This is a genomic window from Nocardia vinacea, assembly GCF_035920345.1.
GTDB lineage: Bacteria > Actinomycetota > Actinomycetes > Mycobacteriales > Mycobacteriaceae > Nocardia > Nocardia vinacea_A.
Window position 1 is genome coordinate 3,909,304 of the sequence record NZ_CP109149.1, and the last position, 17,214, is coordinate 3,926,517.

General features: G+C 66.4%; 16 protein-coding genes. 5 read left to right on the plus strand and 11 right to left on the minus strand.

Annotated elements, in window-relative coordinates; all coding sequences use genetic code 11:
* Positions 1–108: 108 nt before the first annotated feature.
* Entirely contained in the window at positions 109–1,164 is a 1,056-nt protein-coding gene (locus OIE68_RS18290; RefSeq protein ID WP_327100573.1) for a zinc-dependent alcohol dehydrogenase, read from the plus strand.
* A gap of 118 nt (positions 1,165–1,282) precedes the next feature.
* The gene (locus OIE68_RS18295; protein ID WP_327100574.1) at positions 1,283–2,821 is read left to right on the plus strand and encodes a carboxylesterase/lipase family protein; all 1,539 of its coding nucleotides are present in this window, start codon (positions 1,283–1,285) and stop codon (positions 2,819–2,821) included.
* Between the two features lie 138 nt (positions 2,822–2,959).
* Here OIE68_RS18295 and OIE68_RS18300 read toward each other — a convergent pair whose 3' ends face one another.
* The 7 genes from OIE68_RS18300 to OIE68_RS18330 form a co-directional block, all read right to left on the minus strand.
* The gene (locus OIE68_RS18300) at positions 2,960–3,658 is read right to left on the minus strand and encodes a hypothetical protein (RefSeq protein WP_327101710.1); all 699 of its coding nucleotides are present in this window, start codon (positions 3,656–3,658) and stop codon (positions 2,960–2,962) included.
* A 109-nt stretch (positions 3,659–3,767) separates the two neighbouring features.
* Entirely contained in the window at positions 3,768–4,430 is a 663-nt protein-coding gene (locus tag OIE68_RS18305) for a PaaI family thioesterase (protein ID WP_327100575.1), read from the minus strand.
* 50 nt (positions 4,431–4,480) lie between these two features.
* Positions 4,481–4,846, minus strand: coding sequence for a hypothetical protein (locus OIE68_RS18310; protein ID WP_327100576.1), 366 nt, complete (start codon positions 4,844–4,846; stop codon positions 4,481–4,483).
* On the minus strand, positions 4,843–5,595 hold the full coding sequence (locus tag OIE68_RS18315) for an ABC transporter ATP-binding protein (protein WP_327100577.1): 753 nt from the start codon (positions 5,593–5,595) through the stop codon (positions 4,843–4,845). Before OIE68_RS18315 ends, OIE68_RS18310 begins: the two co-directional genes overlap by 4 nt.
* Entirely contained in the window at positions 5,592–6,305 is a 714-nt protein-coding gene (locus OIE68_RS18320) for an ABC transporter ATP-binding protein (RefSeq protein ID WP_327100578.1), read from the minus strand. The genes OIE68_RS18315 and OIE68_RS18320 overlap by 4 nt, the downstream gene beginning before the upstream one ends.
* Positions 6,283–8,400 (minus strand): ABC transporter permease, encoded by a 2,118-nt coding sequence (locus OIE68_RS18325; protein ID WP_327100579.1) that lies wholly within the window; start codon positions 8,398–8,400, stop codon positions 6,283–6,285. The genes OIE68_RS18320 and OIE68_RS18325 overlap by 23 nt, the downstream gene beginning before the upstream one ends.
* 15 nt (positions 8,401–8,415) lie before the next feature.
* A complete protein-coding gene (locus OIE68_RS18330; protein WP_327100580.1) occupies positions 8,416–9,789 on the minus strand; it encodes an ABC transporter substrate-binding protein in 1,374 nt (457 codons plus the stop codon).
* Between the two features lie 276 nt (positions 9,790–10,065).
* Between OIE68_RS18330 and OIE68_RS18335 the strand changes: the two genes are divergently transcribed.
* Both OIE68_RS18335 and OIE68_RS18340 read left to right on the plus strand, forming a co-directional pair.
* Complete coding sequence (locus OIE68_RS18335; RefSeq protein ID WP_327100581.1) at positions 10,066–11,250, plus strand: amidohydrolase family protein; 1,185 nt, start codon at positions 10,066–10,068, stop codon at positions 11,248–11,250.
* A gap of 73 nt (positions 11,251–11,323) precedes the next feature.
* Complete coding sequence (locus OIE68_RS18340) at positions 11,324–12,751, plus strand: FadD3 family acyl-CoA ligase (protein ID WP_327100582.1); 1,428 nt, start codon at positions 11,324–11,326, stop codon at positions 12,749–12,751.
* A 2-nt stretch (positions 12,752–12,753) separates the two neighbouring features.
* Here OIE68_RS18340 and OIE68_RS18345 read toward each other — a convergent pair whose 3' ends face one another.
* The 4 genes from OIE68_RS18345 to OIE68_RS18360 form a co-directional block, all read right to left on the minus strand.
* A complete protein-coding gene (locus OIE68_RS18345; protein ID WP_327100583.1) occupies positions 12,754–13,614 on the minus strand; it encodes an LLM class flavin-dependent oxidoreductase in 861 nt (286 codons plus the stop codon).
* Positions 13,611–14,429, minus strand: coding sequence for a mycofactocin-coupled SDR family oxidoreductase (locus OIE68_RS18350; RefSeq protein ID WP_327100584.1), 819 nt, complete (start codon positions 14,427–14,429; stop codon positions 13,611–13,613). Before OIE68_RS18350 ends, OIE68_RS18345 begins: the two co-directional genes overlap by 4 nt.
* Positions 14,426–15,454 (minus strand): mycofactocin radical SAM maturase, encoded by a 1,029-nt coding sequence (gene mftC, locus OIE68_RS18355; protein WP_327100585.1) that lies wholly within the window; start codon positions 15,452–15,454, stop codon positions 14,426–14,428. Before mftC ends, OIE68_RS18350 begins: the two co-directional genes overlap by 4 nt.
* 107 nt (positions 15,455–15,561) lie before the next feature.
* Positions 15,562–16,395: a TauD/TfdA family dioxygenase gene (locus OIE68_RS18360; protein ID WP_327100586.1), complete on the minus strand. Its 834-nt coding sequence runs from the start codon at positions 16,393–16,395 to the stop codon at positions 15,562–15,564.
* Between the two features lie 169 nt (positions 16,396–16,564).
* Here OIE68_RS18360 and OIE68_RS18365 point away from each other — a divergent pair, with 169 nt between their 5' ends.
* Positions 16,565–17,164, plus strand: coding sequence for a TetR/AcrR family transcriptional regulator (locus OIE68_RS18365; protein ID WP_327101711.1), 600 nt, complete (start codon positions 16,565–16,567; stop codon positions 17,162–17,164).
* Positions 17,165–17,214: the final 50 nt, after the last annotated feature.

Here is a 17,214-nt window from a genome sequence, read left to right on the forward strand (position 1 = left end):
CACTCCCTGGGCTCGCCCCTCCGGCGAGGGCATCGTTGATGCCAACGAAGTCGTCGGCGTCGTACCGAGCCGACGGTGAATCCAGAGAGGACAGCCAACATGGCAACGATGAAGTCGGTTCAGACCAGCACACCCGGCGCGATCACAGTGGTCGAGGAGCAGCGCCCGACGGCGGGCCCGGCCGATGTGCTGGTACGGATCCGGGCGTGTGGAATCTGCGGCACCGACGCGACCTTCGTGCACATGGGCGGTATGCCGAAGGTGCTCGGGCCGCAGGTCAAGGCCGAGGCCCTGACGCCGGACCAGATGCGGCCGGTGGTGCTCGGCCACGAACCGGCGGGCGAGATCGTCGAGGTCGGCGCCGATGTCACCGGCCTGCGGGTCGGTGATCACGTCGTGGTCAATCCGCAGGCCGCCCCGTCGGGCATCATCGGTTGCGGCGGACCGCTGGGCGGTATGAGCGAATATCTGCTCATCGAGAATGCCGAGGTCGGCTCCAGCGTCGCCATCGTGCCGGATTCCGTGCCCTTCGCCGTGGCCGCGCTCAACGAGCCGATGGCCGTATCGCGGCATGCGGTGAACCGCTCCGAGGCCACGCCGGGTGATAAGGCGATCGTCTTCGGTGCGGGCCCGATCGGGCTCGGTGCGGTGATCTGGCTGAAGCTGCGCGGCGTCGAGCACGTTGTCGTCGCCGATGTGATCGCCTCCCGGCTCGACACCGCCCTCGCGGTGGGCGCGGACGCGGTCATCGACTCCGCCACCGAGGATGTCGCCGCCCGTCTCGGTGAACTGCACGGTTACGGAAGCAACGCCCTCGGCGCACCGCGCCCCGACACCGACATCTACATCGATGCCGCCGGAGTCGCCGCCGTCGTCAACACCGCCCTCGCCACCGGCAAGTGGGGCGCCAAACTGGTCACGGTCGCCGTGCACAAGAGGCCCGAGCCGATCGACCTGGGCGCCATCCTGCGCAACGAGATGACCATCATCGGTTCTCAGGGCTACCCCTCCGAGATCTTCGAGGTCACCCCCGAGATCGCCGAGCACGCGGACCGCTTCGCCCGGCTCATCAGTCACCAGGTCCCCTTCTCCGATGTGCAGAAGGCGTTCGAATTGGCCCTTACCCCGGGCGCGGCGGAAAAAGTGGTCGTCACCTACGAATGAGCCGCAGCCTGCTTCCGCTCGCCGGGATCGGCGCTGGCGGGCCAGGTCCAGCCGAAATAGCATTCTCTGAAATAAGAGAACCATTCTCCTACCTAGCCCCGACCGACAAGGACTGTGCATGACCGAAGTTACGGCGCGGCCATCCGAACACGCCGAACCCACGCTCCGCACCACCGCAGGTGCGGTCCGTGGGCGAAGGGAGCACGGCTTGGTCGTATTCCGCGGGATTCCGTTCGCGCAGCCACCGATCGGTGCCGCACGCTTCGCGGCACCGCAGCCGGTCCCCGAGTGGGCCGGCGTGCGGGATGCCTTCGAGTTCGGCCCACCGCCGCCGCAGGAAACCTCGTTCGGCAACCGCTCCGGCGGTGTCGTCCTACCGAAGGGCGACGACTGGCTCACCGTGAACGTCTGGACACCCGATCCCGACCCGGCTGCCCTTCGGCCGGTGCTGGTGTGGATCTACGGCGGCGCCTACAAGCTCGGTTTCTCCGGCAGCCCCGGCTACGACGCGCAACATATCGCACGCGACGGCGACCACGTGGTCGTCACGCTCAACTACCGGCTCGGTATCGAGGGTTTCGCGCGCATCGACGGCGCACCGGCCAACCGCGGTCTGCTCGACCAGGTCGCCGCCCTCGAGTGGGTGCGCGAGAACATCACCGCGTTCGGCGGGGATCCCGATCAGGTCACTGTCTGCGGGGAATCCGCTGGCGCCGGGTCTATCGCGGCGCTGCTGGCCATGCCGAGCGCGGCCGGACTGTTCCAGCGCGCGATCCTGCAGAGCCTGCCGGGCACGTTTTTCTCCGACGAGCTCGCCACCGATATCGCGACCGCCCTCGCCGCACAAATCGATCTGCGGCCGACGGTCACGGACCTGTCAGGGGTGGATCCATGGCAATTGACCGACGCGGGAGCCAAGGTCGGCGCCTCGATGCGGCAGTATCAGCGATGGGGCGCGGTGGCCCACACCATTACCGCGTTCTCGCCCGTGGTCGACGGTGACGTACTGCCGAAGGCACCGTGGCAAGCGCTCGCGGATGGCTCCGCCCGCGATGTCACGGTGGTCGTCGGGCACAACCGGGACGAATTCCGGCTGTTCCTCGCCCTCGGCGGCCAACTCGGCACGATCGATGACGCACAGGCGGCGCACGCGCTGCAGGTGTTCGGCCCGGGATCCGACGGTGCGCACGCATACCGCACGGCATTTCCGTCCGCCGGACCGGAAGAGCTGTTCGAACTGGTTCAGACGGACTGGCTGTTCCGGATGCCCGCACTACACCTGGCCGATGCCCAGGCAGCAGGCGGTGGCCGTGCTCATCTGTACGAGCTGACCTGGTCCGCGCCGGGCAACGGCGGCGTCCTCGGCGCCTGCCACGGCCTCGACGGACCATTGTTGTTCGCCGCCTTCGGCGCTCAACTCGGCCCGCTGCTCCTCGGTCCCGAACCGTCGGCTGAAGCTCGCGAACTGTCGGCCTATATGCGTACGCGCTGGAGCGGGTTCGTCAGGACCGGCGAACCGGGCTGGGCCGCTTACGATCCGGAGCAGCGCCTGACTCATATCCTCGATGCGAAACCTTCGGTCGTCGCCTACCCCGAGGAAACCTCTCGCAGTCTGTGGCGCGACCACGTCTTCTCGGCGCTGCCACTGCTTGATTAGTGCGCGCTCGGTGCGGTGCTCGCGGCGGTACAGCGCTCACGGCGGGGCCGCACCGAGCTCCTTTCGCCGGTGTCCGTGGCGCAGCCGGCCCGATGATCGGACCGGCTGCGCTACGGCGTGATGGGCTTGCTCGACGACTTACTTGGCGGGTGGCATCGGCGAGTTGATGGTGGTGAAGTACTGCACCGCAGCGGCGATCGCGATCGGGGCGGTAATCAGTATCTGACCGGCCAGAGTGCCGAGGGCGCCGATCGCCAGGATGCCGCCGACGCAGCCGATGGCCGCGGCCGGGATGAAGGCGCCGAACAGACCGACAATGGTGGCCGAGGCCACGGTCGCACCGGCGATGCCGCCGAGTATGCAGCCCACGGCGCCGCCGCCGATCCCGCCGACCATACCGCCGATGGTGGCACCCATGGTGATCGTGCCGATCAGTCGACCGAACGCCGCCTGCTCGCGGTCGTACTGGGTCTTCCACGGCGCCTGATCCTCATACGGCAGCGCCACCGGCTTGTACACCGCATGCGCCACATCGAACTGCGGAGTGAGGGTGGCGGTGCGGCCGGCGATATCGGCGGCGATCGGGAACTCGAAGTCGTCGACCCGGAACTTCAGTTCGGTGCCGGCGAGTACCGCGCCATTGGCCGCCCTGATCTCCAGCACGTCGTCTCGGATACCGATCGAACCCGCATCGGTCGAGATGATGGTCGACTTCTCATTCGTGCTCGCCTGGAAGTTGACCGCACCGGCCTCTTCTCCGGGAGTTGCACCGGCCGTGCCCATTCCGACGCCGAGTGCTGTCGTCACAACAGCCGCCGCCACAGTGAGGTTCCTCATCTTCACGGTAACTTCCTTCTTCCCTACGCGAATCTCTCTCTCCATTGAGAGAATGCCATTCTTACAAGGGATGCGGGCAGTTAGAGGGGTTTTTGCGAATATTCGGCGGCTACTGCTGTCCGGGCAGCAAGGTGAGAAATAGCGCGTGCGCGTCGGCGCACAGTCGGTCGCCGTCGTGCAAGGTCGCGACCAAGAAGATCTTGCGCCCCTCCTGCCGCTCGACTCTGGCGCGGATGGTCAGCTCTGTGTCGAGCGGGGTAATGGACCGATAGTCGACGGTCAGTGAAGCGGTGCGGATCGCCGCCCCCGAATAGGCGACCCCACTCATGCCGAGCACGGTGTCGAAGGCGAGCGCGACATAACCGCCGTGCACCGCCGAATTGCCACCGAGATGGAAGCGGCGAAAGGTAATACGAGCCGACACGCCGTCTCGGTCGGAGCGGTCGACGACGAACGGCGGCAAGGTGATGTTGCCGTTCGCGGGCAGGTCGGGCCGAACCCAACCGGGCACCGACCACTCGTCGACCAGGACCGTGTCGAGCAGGCCGTTGAGCTCCTTCAGCGTGGTGATCGTCTCCAGCGCCACGTCATCGGAGGGGCAGGCCAGTCGCACACGGTCCATCAGGCCGCGAATCTGTTCGATGAACTCCCCGTAGTGCGGACCGCCACGGGAGATATCGGGCGTGCGATCCAGCGACCGAGACCGTGCCGGCCGAAACCCACCTTCGTGGTGCTCTTCGGTGGGTAACGGCTCGAACTGGCTCTCATACATGAGAATTACATTATCGCCCGGCCCTGCCGCACTACAGACCGCCGCCCACCCTACGGAACGGCGGCACCGTCGTGGGTGATCGCCTTTCCGTTCAACTGGTCACCCAGTTGCGCGAGATCGTAGGACTGCCTGGCCAGCCAGAAGCGCAGGAATCCGGTCAGCGAATAGCGCAGGAACAGCGCCGCTCCGACCACGCTCGCGGCCACGCCGCCGAGTGCGAGGGTTATCGCATCGCGTTGTGCCAGTGGGTCTTTGGTGCCGTGCGCCATGAAATAGGACACCACGGCCACCAGCAGGCCGAGCACCATGAGGGTCACTCCGGTGCGCAGCCACAGCACGGCCCGGCCGGCCGCGGGGTCGGGAATCTTGGCTTCGTTGAGTTCGCGGACGAAGCGGTCCGCACGTGTTTCGGTCATTCGGAGCTTCCTAAGTAGAGGGCCGCCAGTTCGTCGCGGATGCTGTCGGGGTGGCCTTGTTTTTCGATGCGACCGCGCACGAGCACGGCCGCGTGGTCGGCGATATCCAGTACCGCCGCGGCGAACTGCTCGACGACCAGGACGGCCACGCCCTGGCGGGCGATTTCGGCGACCTGCTCGTAGAGCTGACCGACCACCAGCGGCGCCAACCCCATCGACAGCTCGTCGAGCATGAGCACCGCCGGATCGGTGGCCAGGCCGCGGGCCAGGGCGAGCATCTGCTGTTCGCCGCCGGACATGGTGCCTGCCGTCTGTTCGGCCCGCTTCCCGAGAATCGGGAAGCGGGTGAAGGCGATCTCCTGGATCTCCTCCCGGGAGCGACCCGTAAAGGTCATCATCAGCAGGTTGTCGCGGACCGACAGATTGGGGAATACGCCGCGTCCCTCCGGGATCAGGCACACCCCGGCCCTGGCCAGGTCGCGTGGGTCGGCACCGGTCATATCGCGTCCGCCCAACCGCAGTTGGCCGGACGCGACCGGATGCACACCGGCGGCGACCTGCAGTGTGGTGGTCTTGCCCGCGCCGTTCGGCCCGAGCAGGGCGACCACCTGCCCCCCGACGACGCTCAGATCGATGCCGTGCAGCACCGTGATCGCGTCATAGGCCGCGCGCACCTCGCGCAGTTCCAATAGCGGGCCGGCGACGAGATCCGGTGTCGCCGGTGCTGTTTCGATGCTGTCCACGGTCATGCCGCCCCCAGATAGGCCGCGAGCACGGTTTCGTCGCGCCGGATCGCCTCGGGTGGACCCGAGGCGATGATCTTGCCGAGGTCGAGTACATAGACCTCGTCACAGACATTCATGACCAACCCCATATCGTGTTCGACCAGCAGTACCGCCGTCCCGTCGGCGGCCAGCGAACGCAGTAGCGCCGCGAATCGTTCGGTCTCGCTGTGGTCCTGACCGGCCGCGGGTTCATCGAGCAGGATGAGCTCGGGTCGCGCGGCCAGTGCCCGGCCCACCTCGATCAAACGGCCGGTCCCCGTCGGTAGCGCGTCGGCACTGCTGTCGGCGACTTCGCGCAGATCCAGCCGTTCGATGATCTCGTCGACAACCCGGGCGGCATGCCGACGCTGTGGCCCGAGTTCCGCGGCGACCAGGAGATTGTCGCGAACGCTCAAGCGGCCGAACAGTTCCAGCCGCTGGAAGGTGCGAGCCATCCCGAGCCGGGCGCGGCGGGCCGTGCCGAGCCGGGTGATATCGCGGCCATTGATCAGCACCCGCCCCGAGGCCGGTTTGCGCAGACCACAGATCACGTCGAAGAACGTGCTCTTGCCTGCACCGTTCGGACCGATCAATCCGGTGACACGACCGGCTTCGGCCACCAACCCCGCGCTGTCGAGCGCGCGGTGGCCGCCGAAGACGACGCTCACATCCTCAACTTGCAGCAGCGGTGGCACGGCTCAGCACCTCCTCGTCCTGGGTCCGCCATGGCCGCCGAATCCCCCACCATTCGACCGGTAGTTCGGGTTCGGCCGGCACGCGCTGCCGCGCGATCCAGACGCGGGCTCCGACGACGACGAGCACCAATCCGAAGAACAAATGCCAGCCGGTGATCACATCAGCCAGTCGAAGCACCCACAGCAGCACCGAGACGACCAGCACCACCGGCATCACCACACGATCGCGGAACATCGGCAGCCATTCCTCCCGCATGGCGGCAATCGCACCCTGACCGAGCATGCCGCCGGCGAAGGCGATACCGCCCAGCGAAGGCAGCACCTGGGACAGGTTCAACAGCGACGGCCAGAGCACCGGAATCACCAGCAGCGGCCCGGCGTAAGCGACGCCGGTGAAGAAGCCGCTGCCGACCGCCCCGAGACCGGCGATCACCACGATCAGGAAGATCGGCAACCCGGAAACCAGGTTGAAGTGATCGGAGGTGACCGCCCGCAACTGCATGCCGTACAGCGCACCGCCGAGTCCGGCGATGGCCGCCGAGAGGGCGAACACCAGTACCTTCGCCATCAGCAGATCGCCGCCGAGGGTCGCGTACGCGGCCTCGCTGTCGCGCATCGCGATCAAACGTCGCCCGAACCGGCTGCGCCGCAGCATCGCTATCGCGAAGCCCGCCGCCGCCAGGCATACCGCCGCGAATACGGTCACCTGGGCGGTGCTGTCGAGATGCAGACCGAACAGTCGTGGCCCGACCAGACTCACCGAACCCTGTTCGAAGAAGTTGATCTCCAGGCCGAATATGTGCACGCTCGGCAAGGTGAATACCCACCGGTCCAGGACGACCGAGAACGCCACTGTCGCCAGGGCCAGATAGACCCCGGACAGCCGGAGCGCGGGCAATGCGATCACCGCACCCACCGCACCCGCGACAGCCATTGCCAGCAGCAATGCCCACCACTGCCCGTCCGCGCCGTACTGGGCATAGATGACCGCTCCGATTCCGGCGATGCTGAGCTGACACAGCGAGATCTGCCCCGCGTATCCGGCCAACGGCACGAACGACAACCCGATCACGCCGAAGGCGAAGATCTGCCCGTAGGTGATCAGATCGGCCTCACCGAGGACCGTGGCCAGCACGACGCCCAGCGCCACGACCACCGCCGCGAAGGCGGCCGATCCCGAAACCGTCGGTAGCGGAACCGGACTGAGCCGCCGATCCCGGCCGCGCAGCCGTCCGTGCGGGAACAGCAGCAGCGCGATGAACAGCAGCAGCGCGGGCGCGGCCAGCCGCAGGCCCGGCAGATATTCGTTCTGTGGCAGATAGCCGGTGAGGTAGCTCTCCAGACAGCCGACCACGATCGCGCCGAGGAAGGTCATCGGCAGGCTGCGCAACCGGCCGAAGATCGCCGCGGTGTAGGCGCTGACGATCAGCAGCGACAGCTGGGGCGCATCGAGCGCGACGGTCGGCGCCACCAAGATGCCGCCGATCGCCGCCAACTCGATGCCCAGAATCCACGCCACTCGGTTCGCCCGCCGCGGGTCGGCGCCGGTCAGACCCACCAGCGCACGATCGTCGACCGTGGCCCGCATCTCCGCACCGGTCCTGGTGCGGTACAACAGGATCCGCAGTCCCACGGCCACCGCGATCGCGACCACCATCGTCAATGCCTGATGCCAGGTGATGGTGACGACCCCGAAGTGCATCGGTCGCTGTTCGGCGAAGAACTTCGGCAGGGTGCGGGCCGTGTTGGGGTCCCACACCCATTGGGCGAGCAGGATCAGACCACTCAGCAGGGCAATGGTCATCACCAACTTCTCCGCGTCGCCGAGGCCCTGGGTAGGGGCCAACGCCCGCGCGAAGACCAAGCCGAACAGCGGTGCGAATACCAACAGCACCGCGGCGATCGCCAACGGCGCTGGCACGCCCCAGCCGATATGCAACTGCCAGTACACGAACGCCGACACCATGCCTGCCGCCCCGTGCGCGAAATTGAATACGCCGGTGGTGGTGTAGGTGAGCACCAGGCCACTGCCGATGATCGCGTAGATCGCCGCGGTGCTCAGCCCGACGATGCCGAAGGCGAGGAATTGCTCCATTGCCGAACGACTCCGCTACTTGAAGTCGCTGATACTGAGACCGACGTCGGCGAGGGTCAGACCCTTGCCGTAGTCGTTCTTGTACACGTAGGCGTTCATATCGCAGCGGTACGGGCCGTTATCGGGCTTGAATTCCGCGGGCTGCTGCCAGCCCTGCGGGGTGGCCTGCACGATGTTGTAGCACTTCGGCAGTGCTGCCCCGGTCGGGCGCATATCCGTCGGCGCCTGGAGACCGCCGGCGGTCCACGCCGTCTCCTTGGTGGCGGCGTCGTAGGCGCACTTGCGGGTCAGCTGATCACCGCAGGTCGCGGCTGACTTGGCGAAAAGCAGCCACGCGGAGAACGCACGCAGTACCGGATAGGTGACATCTTTGCCGGGGGCGTACTTGGCGAACAGGTCCTTCACCAGCTTGACGTCCGGCACCGTCGCGCCCGCCTCGACCGGCGCGATGCCGGCCAGATCGGCGAAATTGCTCTGTCCCGCAAGGGAGTTGCCTGCCAGCTGCAGGAACTGCGAGTTGTAGGCGTTGCTGTTGGCGTCGATCCAGTCCAGCTTGTAATCCATCCCGGTCAGCACATCCTCGAGCTTTGCCAGGCTGCGGAAATCGCCGAGGAAGATCAGCCCCTTGACGCCCTTGCTCTTGATCGACTGCGCGTATGGTGTCCAGTCCGCGACGCCAGTGGCCGGATAGAGCTCGTTGTAGACGACCGAGGCGTTCATCGCGGTCATTGATTCCTGGAATTTGGGCACCATCGCCTTGGTCGATGGCGAATCGCCGGTGATGATGCCGACCGCACCGGCGGAGGCCGGGTAGGTCGTGATCAGCCACTGGTGGTAACCGGTGTAGGGGTTGTAGGGGCGAGAGGCCGACGCGCCGCTGGAGACCTGCAGGTCGGATCCGGTGTTCTTGACATCGACGACCTGCGCCGGGAAGTCCGGCAGCAGGCACTTCAACCGATCCTCGGTGCCGAGCGAATCCAGCGCGGCGCCTCCACCGACCAGCGCGAAGTCCTCGCGGCAGGCCTCGATCATCCGCTGGCGGACTTCCCTGAGCTTCGCATCACGCACGGTGGCCACCACCTTGCGCCCGCCGATACCGCCGGCCGCATTGCACCAGGAGGTGAAAACGTTTGCCGCATCGACGAATTCGGTGTTCTTGGTGAACCCGACGTCACTGAAGACACCGACCTTGATCTCGCCCGCGGTCACGCCCTGCGCGGACGAACTCGACGGCTTAGCGGCCTGGCAGACATTCTTCAGATCACCGAAGTCGCCCGACGCAGTCGAGCTGGTGGTGTTGGTGCCCTCGACTTCCTCACCACCACGACTACAGCCGGCCGCCAGCAGCGCGGCTGCCAGCAGAGCAACGAGTATTCGCTGCGATTTCACGTTTCCTCCTCTACGGACGCCACCGCCGATCCACGATCGGTCGAGGTCACGTCCTTGTTCTTCATCGAGCGGCGGCCCTACCGGATCTGGCGCTCTCGCCGCTGGAAAAGCAGCTTTCCATATTAAGAGAATTAAGTGGACCGAATTGGGAAATGTCGTCTACGTCGACCTTCCGCCCGCACGACCAGATCGGCCCCGCAACAACCCGCCACCACCACCGATTGCCACTGAACGGGAATGAGAATAGGATTCTCACAAACAGTGAAGGAGGATCTCATGTCGGCGCAAACCAAGTTGCCGTACCCGCTGTTCGACGCGGACAACCACCTGTACGAGACCAAGGAAGCACTGACCCGCCACCTGCCCAAGCGGTACGAGGGCATCATCCAGTACGTCGAGGTCAACGGCCGGACCAAGATCGCGGTACGGGGGCAGATCAGCCAGTACATCCCCAATCCCACCTTCTCGGTGGTCGCGCGTCCGGGCGCGATGGAGGATTACTTCAAGAACGGCAACCCGGAGGGCAAGAGCCGCCGCGAGATCTTCGGCGAGCCGATGAAGGCCATCGACGCCTTCCGTGAGCCCGGGCCGCGCCTGGCGCTCATGGACGAGCTGAAGGTCGACCGGAGCTTGATGTTCCCCACCCTGGCCAGCCTGGTGGAGGAGCGCCTGCGTGACGACCCGGAGGCCATCCACGCCATCGTCCACTCGTTGAACCAGTGGATGCACGAGGAATGGTCGTTCAATTACAAGGACCGCATCTTCGCCGTCCCGGTCATCACCCTGCCGATCGTCGAGGAGGCGATAAAGGAGCTGGAGTGGGTCGTCGAGCACGGCGCGAAGGCGATCCTGATTCGCCCCGCTCCGGTGCCCGGCTTCCGCGGCCCGCGCTCGTTCGCGCTGCCGGAATTCGATCCGTTCTGGAAGCGGGTCGTCGAGCTGGGCGTCGCCGTGACCATGCACACCTCCGACAGCGGCTACGCCCGCTACACCCAGGAATGGGACGGCGCCAACGCCGAGATGCTGCCGTTCGTCACCAACGCCTTCAGCATGGTCAACGAATGGCGACCGGTGGAGGACGCCGTGACCTCGTTGCTGACTCACGGTGCTCTGCTGCGGCATCCGGATCTGAAGGTCGCCATCATCGAAAGCGGCGCAGCCTGGCTGGGCCCGCTCATGACCAAACTGAAGGAAACCTTCAAGAAGGCGCCCGAAGGCTTCGGCATGCAGGACCCGATCGAGACCATCAAGCGGCAGATTTTCGTCAGCCCGTTCTACGAGGAGGGCGTGTCCGATCTGATCGATCTCATCGGTGTAGATCAGGTGCTTTTCGGTTCCGACTACCCGCATCCGGAAGGCCTGGCCCAGCCCACAACCTTCGCCGGCATGCTCACCCATCTGCCGGTCGACGACCAAGCCAAGATCATGGGCGGCAATCTGGCGCGTCTTCTCGGCGTATGAGTGGTCAGGCCCGGAGGCGGCAGCGAAGCGTAACCACGCAGGGCCCCGCTCATGCACCGAGTAGGCAAAGCGTATGACCTGGGAGACCATCCCGCAGATGGTCATGAGTGCGGCCGACCGTTTCGGCAGTGCCGAAGCGGTCGTCGACGGATCGTTGCGGATCAGCTTTACCGATCTCGCTGATCGGGTACGCCGGTCCGCGGGCGCCTTCGCGAACGCCGGAGTCGAATCCGGTGACCGAGTGGCGATCTGGGCGCCCAATTCGGCCGAGTGGATCATCGCGGCGTTCGGGTTGCTGAGCGCGGGCGGGGTACTCGTCCCGGTCAACACCCGGTTCAAGGCCGAGGAGGCCGACGATATCGTGCGCCGCAGCGGGGCGAAACTGCTGCTGGTGCAGCAGGGCTTCCTCGGCGTGGAATACGCGGGGCCGGACGGCGTGCCGGTGATCGACCTGAAGTCGGACTTCCTGTCCAGCGGTATGCCGTTCGAACGGCAGGTGCGTGGCACGGATATCGCCGACATCATCTATACCTCGGGCACGACCGGAAAGCCCAAGGGCGTCATGATGAATCATCTGCAGACCCTGCGGCTGTATTCGGAATGGTGCGAGCTGGCCGATCTGCGGGAGGGTGATCGCTATCTGATCGTCAATCCGTTCTTCCACACCTTCGGATACAAGGCCGGGATCATCGCGTCGCTCATCCGCGGCGCGACGATCCTGCCGGTGCCGGTGTTCGATGTCGATCGGGTGCTCGAGCTGGTCGAGCGCGAGCGGGTGACGATGCTGCCCGGTCCGCCGACCCTTTATCACTCGCTGTTGGAGGCCAAGGACCGTTACGAGCTGTCGTCGTTGCGGACAGCGGTCACCGGGGCGGCCGATATTCCGGTCGAACTGATCCGCCGGGTGCACGAGGAGTTGCCGTTCCGATCGATCATGACCGGATACGGGCTCACCGAGGCGGGCACCGCGACGGCGTCGCGCCCCGGCGACACCTTCGAGCAGATCGCGACCACCGTCGGGACCGCCTGCGACGGCATCGAAGTGCGCATCGCCGGTGACGGCGAGGTGCTCGTCCGCGGGTACTCCGTCATGCAGGGCTACCTCGACGATCCCGAGGCAACCGCCGCGGCCATCGACCCCGAGGGCTGGCTGCACACCGGCGACCTCGGCAGCCTGGATTCCGCCGGACGGCTGCGCATCATCGGCCGTAAGAAGGACATGTTCATCGTCGGCGGCTTCAATGCCTATCCGGCCGAGATCGAAGGCGTACTCCTCGAGCATCCGGCCGTCGCCCAGGTGGCGGTGATCGGCGTTCCCGACGAGCGGCTCGGGCAAGTCGGTAAGGCGTTCGTGGTAGCGACCGGCCCGATCTCCGAACAAGAACTGATCAGCTGGGCCAAGGCCCGCATGGCGGGTTACAAGGTCCCGCGTTTCGCGGATTTCCGGGAAGCGCTGCCGTTGAACGCCACCGGGAAGGTGATGAAGGATCAGCTGCGGTAGGCCTACCGCGGATTCCCGATCACCTTCGCCCCGAATTCGGCCAATGTCTCCGGAGCGGCGAAATCGGTGAACCACACGTAGAACCGCTCGACGCCGCGCTCGACGAGGTCGCCGAAGTGTGCGACGAGTTGCGCGGCGTCACCGACGACAAGGCCGTCACCCAGCTGACCGAAGCGCCGAGTGCTGCGCGCGTGAACCTCCGCGGCATCCCGGCCATGGCCGACGAAGCCGACCATCTGCTGGACAGATACCCGCGCCGACCCGATCTCGGGTCGCAGTTCGGTCAGCCGATTCAGTTGCGGCGCAGGCAGATTCCACCAGGTCGCATAGCCGCGCACCAGTTCCAGCAGGGGTGCGCTGGTGCCGCCGATGACAATCGGAATCGGTGTACGCGGTGCCGGTACCTGCACCGGTCCCTCGGTATTCGGTGCGCCCCAATACTGGTGCAGCAGTTCCAGACTGCGCCGCAGCCGATCGCGTCGCGCCGCCGCTCGGTCCCGGGTGATGTCGAATCCCACCAGCTCGTGCGGTACCGAGCCGGCGCCGAGGCCGAGTTCGAATCTGCCGCCCGATGCCTCCTGCAGCGTCACCGCCTCCTTGGCGAGTATCGCCGGATGCCGGAACGAGTCGCACAACACCAGATGTCCGATCCGCAGCCGCTCGGTTCGCGCGGCCACCCAGGCGGCCACGGTCATCGCCTCCCACAGCGGTAGCTGTTCGGCGCCGGGCGCGACCAGATGATCGATGAACGCAATGCCGTCGAACCCGCTGGCCTCGGCCACGCGGGCCCGTTCCACGATGTCGTCGACGCGCAGCTTGATCTGCGGCAAGAACAGAAACCACTCGGGCGTCGGATTTTTCACAGCGCCAGGCCACCGTCGACGGCGACCGTCGCACCGGTCATCGCGCTGCTGTCGGGCCCGGCCAGAAAGGCGAGTACGCCGGCGATCTCACCCGGATCGAGCAACCGTCCGATCGGCTGTTGGCCGGCGAATCCCGTCACGTCGGGCAGCCGGTAAAGACGCGCGATCTCGGCCAGCAGCGCGGTATCGGCGGAGCCGGGACTCACCGCGTTCGCGGTTACCCCGGTACCACCGAGTTCCGCGCCGAGTGCCCGAATCAGCCCTGTCACACCGGCTTTCGCCGCACAGTAGACGGCGAGCTGAGGCAGACCCTTCGTCGCGGCGGCCGAGGCGACTGCCAGGAACCGCCCCGATCGCGGTGCGGGCCGGGCCAGCAGCGCCGGAACGGCCGCCCGCGCCAGATTCACGACCCCACCCAGGCAGACATCCAGGACCGCGCGCTCCTGGTCGATCGGCATCTCCCACAACGGAACTCCACCGGCGATCACCCCTGCCGCTGCGACCACCGCATCCAGCCCGCCCCAAGTACCGACCGCCTCGGCTACCGCGGCCTGCAGCGCAGACGGATCGCGCACGTCGGCGATATACGGTCGCACCGCACCGACCCGGTTCACCCGACTGCCCGCCTCGGTCGCCACCGCGACGAGTTCGCGTTTACTTCCCATCGGATAGGGCAGCGCGGGATCGTCGCTCGCCAGATCCACCGCGAGCACCGACCAGCCCCGAGACGCCAATTCCAGCACCGTCGCCGCCCCGATCCCCCGCGCGGCGCCGGTAACCAGCGCAACCCGCCGATGCTCCGACCGCGAAGTCACGCCGACCTCCGAACCGCCGGATGTTCGACAACCGGTCGACGCCGATGCGAATAATCCTCCGAGGGCGTCGCGGCCAGGCGGTCGATCCCGGCCGGCGCCGAATCACCGTGTCCACCTAAACGTTCCGCATACGCCCCGCTGCTCTGCGGCCTGCGCAGTTCGGTGAACCGTTCCGAGTTGTGCCAGATGGGTTCGAATCCACCTGCGGTACGGATATTTCCGGCGCGGTACCGGTCGTGGTCGGCTAACCCGTAGACATCGCCGACCGGGTCGATCAGACACATCACCGGCCCCGCGCCGTGCACGCTCGAACCCAGCAGCGATTCGCCGTAGCCGGACAGCTGGAAGAACGAATCTCCGGTGAGGACATCCACATCGTGCTCGCGCAGCCAGTCGTCGAGCATCCGCCGCTGGTCCGCCGTCGGGTGCAACTCGTCCCAGGTGTCCGTGCCGCGGCCCGACGGCCGCAACGGGTTCAGTCGCAGCCGCGCACCGAACATATCGGCAATCGCCGAGAGCGCGTCGAGATGGCCGACGTTATGTCTGCTCACGGCGACGGACAGCTCGAATCCATAGACCCCCGACGAAGCGAGCAACTCCATCGCGCGCACCGCCGCCCGGTATGCCCCGGTGCCGCGCACCGCGTCATTGACCGCCTCGGTCGCGCCGTCGAGGCAGATCTGCACGTCGATACTGCCGTTCCCGGCGATCCGCCGCGCGGCATGGGGAGTGATCCGAATTCCATTGGTGGAGAACTTCACTCCGATGTGCTTGGCGGTGGTGTAGTCGACCAGTTCCCAGAAGTCCGGGCGCGCGGTCGGCTCGCCACCGCCGATATCGACGCGGCAAATCCGCATCCGCTCGAATTCGTCGATCAGCGCCTTGCATTCGCCGGTGCTCAGCTCGCGCGGATCGCGGCCGCGACTGCTGGACGAGCAATGGATGCAAGACAGATCGCAGGCGTGGGTCAGCTCCCAGGTCAGGCAGGTCGGCGCGGCGACGGTTTCGCTGGTGTTGTCGATCATGGGGACTCCCGCGTCATTGCTTGCGCCACCGAAGTGGGAAATACTGTTCTCGTCACAGGATAATGACATTCTGTAACGGAAACAAGGAAAGCAGGGCCCATTCGATATCAGGCGACGGCTTCCTCGCCGACGAGGGTGGTGCGGTGCATCAACCGGCGCGAGCTAACCTCATAGTGCTGAGCGCGGTGCAGCATGCCGGTGTTGTCCCACACCACCAGATCGCCGGGCCGCCATTGATGCTGCAGGGCGAACCGCGGCTGGGTCGACCATTCGAGCAACCGATCCAGCAGCGCCCGGCTCTCGTCCGCCGACATGCCGACGACCTGCGCCGCCGTCGCTCCGATCAGCAGCGACTTACGTCCGTTCTTGCGCGTCCACACCAGCGGATGCACCCGGGTCGGCACCTTCGCCCAGGCGGCCCGCTCCCGATCCGTCGGATCCGGGTTGGCCAGCGACTGCGCGTGCGCGAAACTGTGCACCACGCGCAGGGTTTCGAGTTCGGTTCGCTCCGCGTCCGGCAGCGCCGCGTAGGCGGCGAAGGTGTTGGCGAATTCGGTGCCACCGCCGTCGGCGGCAACTTCGAGCGCGGTCAGCAGGGTGGCTTGCTGCGGGACCGCATCGGTCGCGCCATCGATATGCCAGAAGAAGGTGCCCTCCCGATAGGCGGCCAGCACGCTCTTGGCCGGATCACGGGTGATGGCGGATACCTCCGGATGCGCCTTCTCCCCGCCGAACGGCGCGACCACGACCTCACCGAGCAGGCGACTCAGCGCAACGAGCGCGTCGTCGTCGATGTGGGCGTCGCGGTAGATCACCACCCCGTAGCGGTCGAGCGCCGCGCGCAGGTCGTCGGCTACGCGCCGATCGGCGAGTCGCCGGCCGGTCAGGCCGGTGATTTCCAGTCCGATGTGGTCGGTCACGGGGATGGCAGTGACGGTCATATGCGCCTCTTCGGTACGGCAGCACGCGGGTCGATGCCCTTGCATGTGCTGAACAAGTGCCCAAACTTGATTTGTGCATATGCTTAACACCGTGACGGATGACAGGTCAAGAGGCCTCGCGAGCACGGACGAGGCGGCGGCTACGCGCGGCACCGCCCGGGTACGCCGGATCGGCGCGCAGGATTCGACCACCCGACTCGCCATCCTGGATGCCACCGCGCAGATCATGCTCGAGCAGGGACACGCCGCGGCGACGTCACGGCGGGTCGCCGCGCTGGCCGGGGGCAAACCCGCACTGGTGCACTACTACTTTCCGACCATGGACGACCTGTTCCTGGCGGTATTCCGCCGCGGCGCGGAGGCCACTCTGGAGCGGCAGCGCCGAGCCGTGTTCTCCGAGCAGCCGCTGCATGCACTCTGGCAGCTCAGCCGGGAACCGTACGGCACCCGGCTACAGCAGGAATTCATGGCACTGGCCAACCAGCGCCCGGCCATCCGCACCGAAATCGCCGCCTATATCGAACGTTTCCGCGATATCCAGGTGACCGCGCTGACCTTCATCGCCCGAGCCAACGGTCTCGACCTCACCGAGCTACCGCCGGTGGTGATTTCACTGCTCATCGCCAGCGTGTCCGGCGTCATCGCGACCGAGAATGCCGTCGGCGTCACGCTCGGCCACGCCGATCTCATCGCATTCGTCGAGCACTACCTGGACAGGTTCGAGGCGACCGCATCCGAACGCACAACGATCGAGGCCGCGGATTCGTGATCCGCGGCGCGTGCTCAGTCCGAGTTTGAGCGCTAGTTCAGCATCAGGGG

What these genes read in the sequence shown, in the direction of transcription:
- OIE68_RS18290 (WP_327100573.1), top strand. Translation starts at nt 109, where the DNA reads ATGAAGTCGGTTCAGACCAGCACACCCGGCGCGATCACAGTGGTCGAG.
- OIE68_RS18295 (WP_327100574.1), top strand. Translation starts at nt 1,283, where the DNA reads ATGACCGAAGTTACGGCGCGGCCATCCGAACACGCCGAACCCACGCTC.
- OIE68_RS18300 (WP_327101710.1), bottom strand. Translation starts at nt 3,658, where the DNA reads ATGAGGAACCTCACTGTGGCGGCGGCTGTTGTGACGACAGCACTCGGC.
- OIE68_RS18305 (WP_327100575.1), bottom strand. Translation starts at nt 4,430, where the DNA reads ATGTATGAGAGCCAGTTCGAGCCGTTACCCACCGAAGAGCACCACGAA.
- OIE68_RS18310 (WP_327100576.1), bottom strand. Translation starts at nt 4,846, where the DNA reads ATGACCGAAACACGTGCGGACCGCTTCGTCCGCGAACTCAACGAAGCC.
- OIE68_RS18315 (WP_327100577.1), bottom strand. Translation starts at nt 5,595, where the DNA reads ATGACCGTGGACAGCATCGAAACAGCACCGGCGACACCGGATCTCGTC.
- OIE68_RS18325 (WP_327100579.1), bottom strand. Translation starts at nt 8,400, where the DNA reads ATGGAGCAATTCCTCGCCTTCGGCATCGTCGGGCTGAGCACCGCGGCG.
- OIE68_RS18335 (WP_327100581.1), top strand. Translation starts at nt 10,066, where the DNA reads ATGTCGGCGCAAACCAAGTTGCCGTACCCGCTGTTCGACGCGGACAAC.
- OIE68_RS18340 (WP_327100582.1), top strand. Translation starts at nt 11,324, where the DNA reads ATGACCTGGGAGACCATCCCGCAGATGGTCATGAGTGCGGCCGACCGT.
- mftC (WP_327100585.1), bottom strand. Translation starts at nt 15,454, where the DNA reads ATGATCGACAACACCAGCGAAACCGTCGCCGCGCCGACCTGCCTGACC.
- OIE68_RS18360 (WP_327100586.1), bottom strand. Translation starts at nt 16,395, where the DNA reads ATGACCGTCACTGCCATCCCCGTGACCGACCACATCGGACTGGAAATC.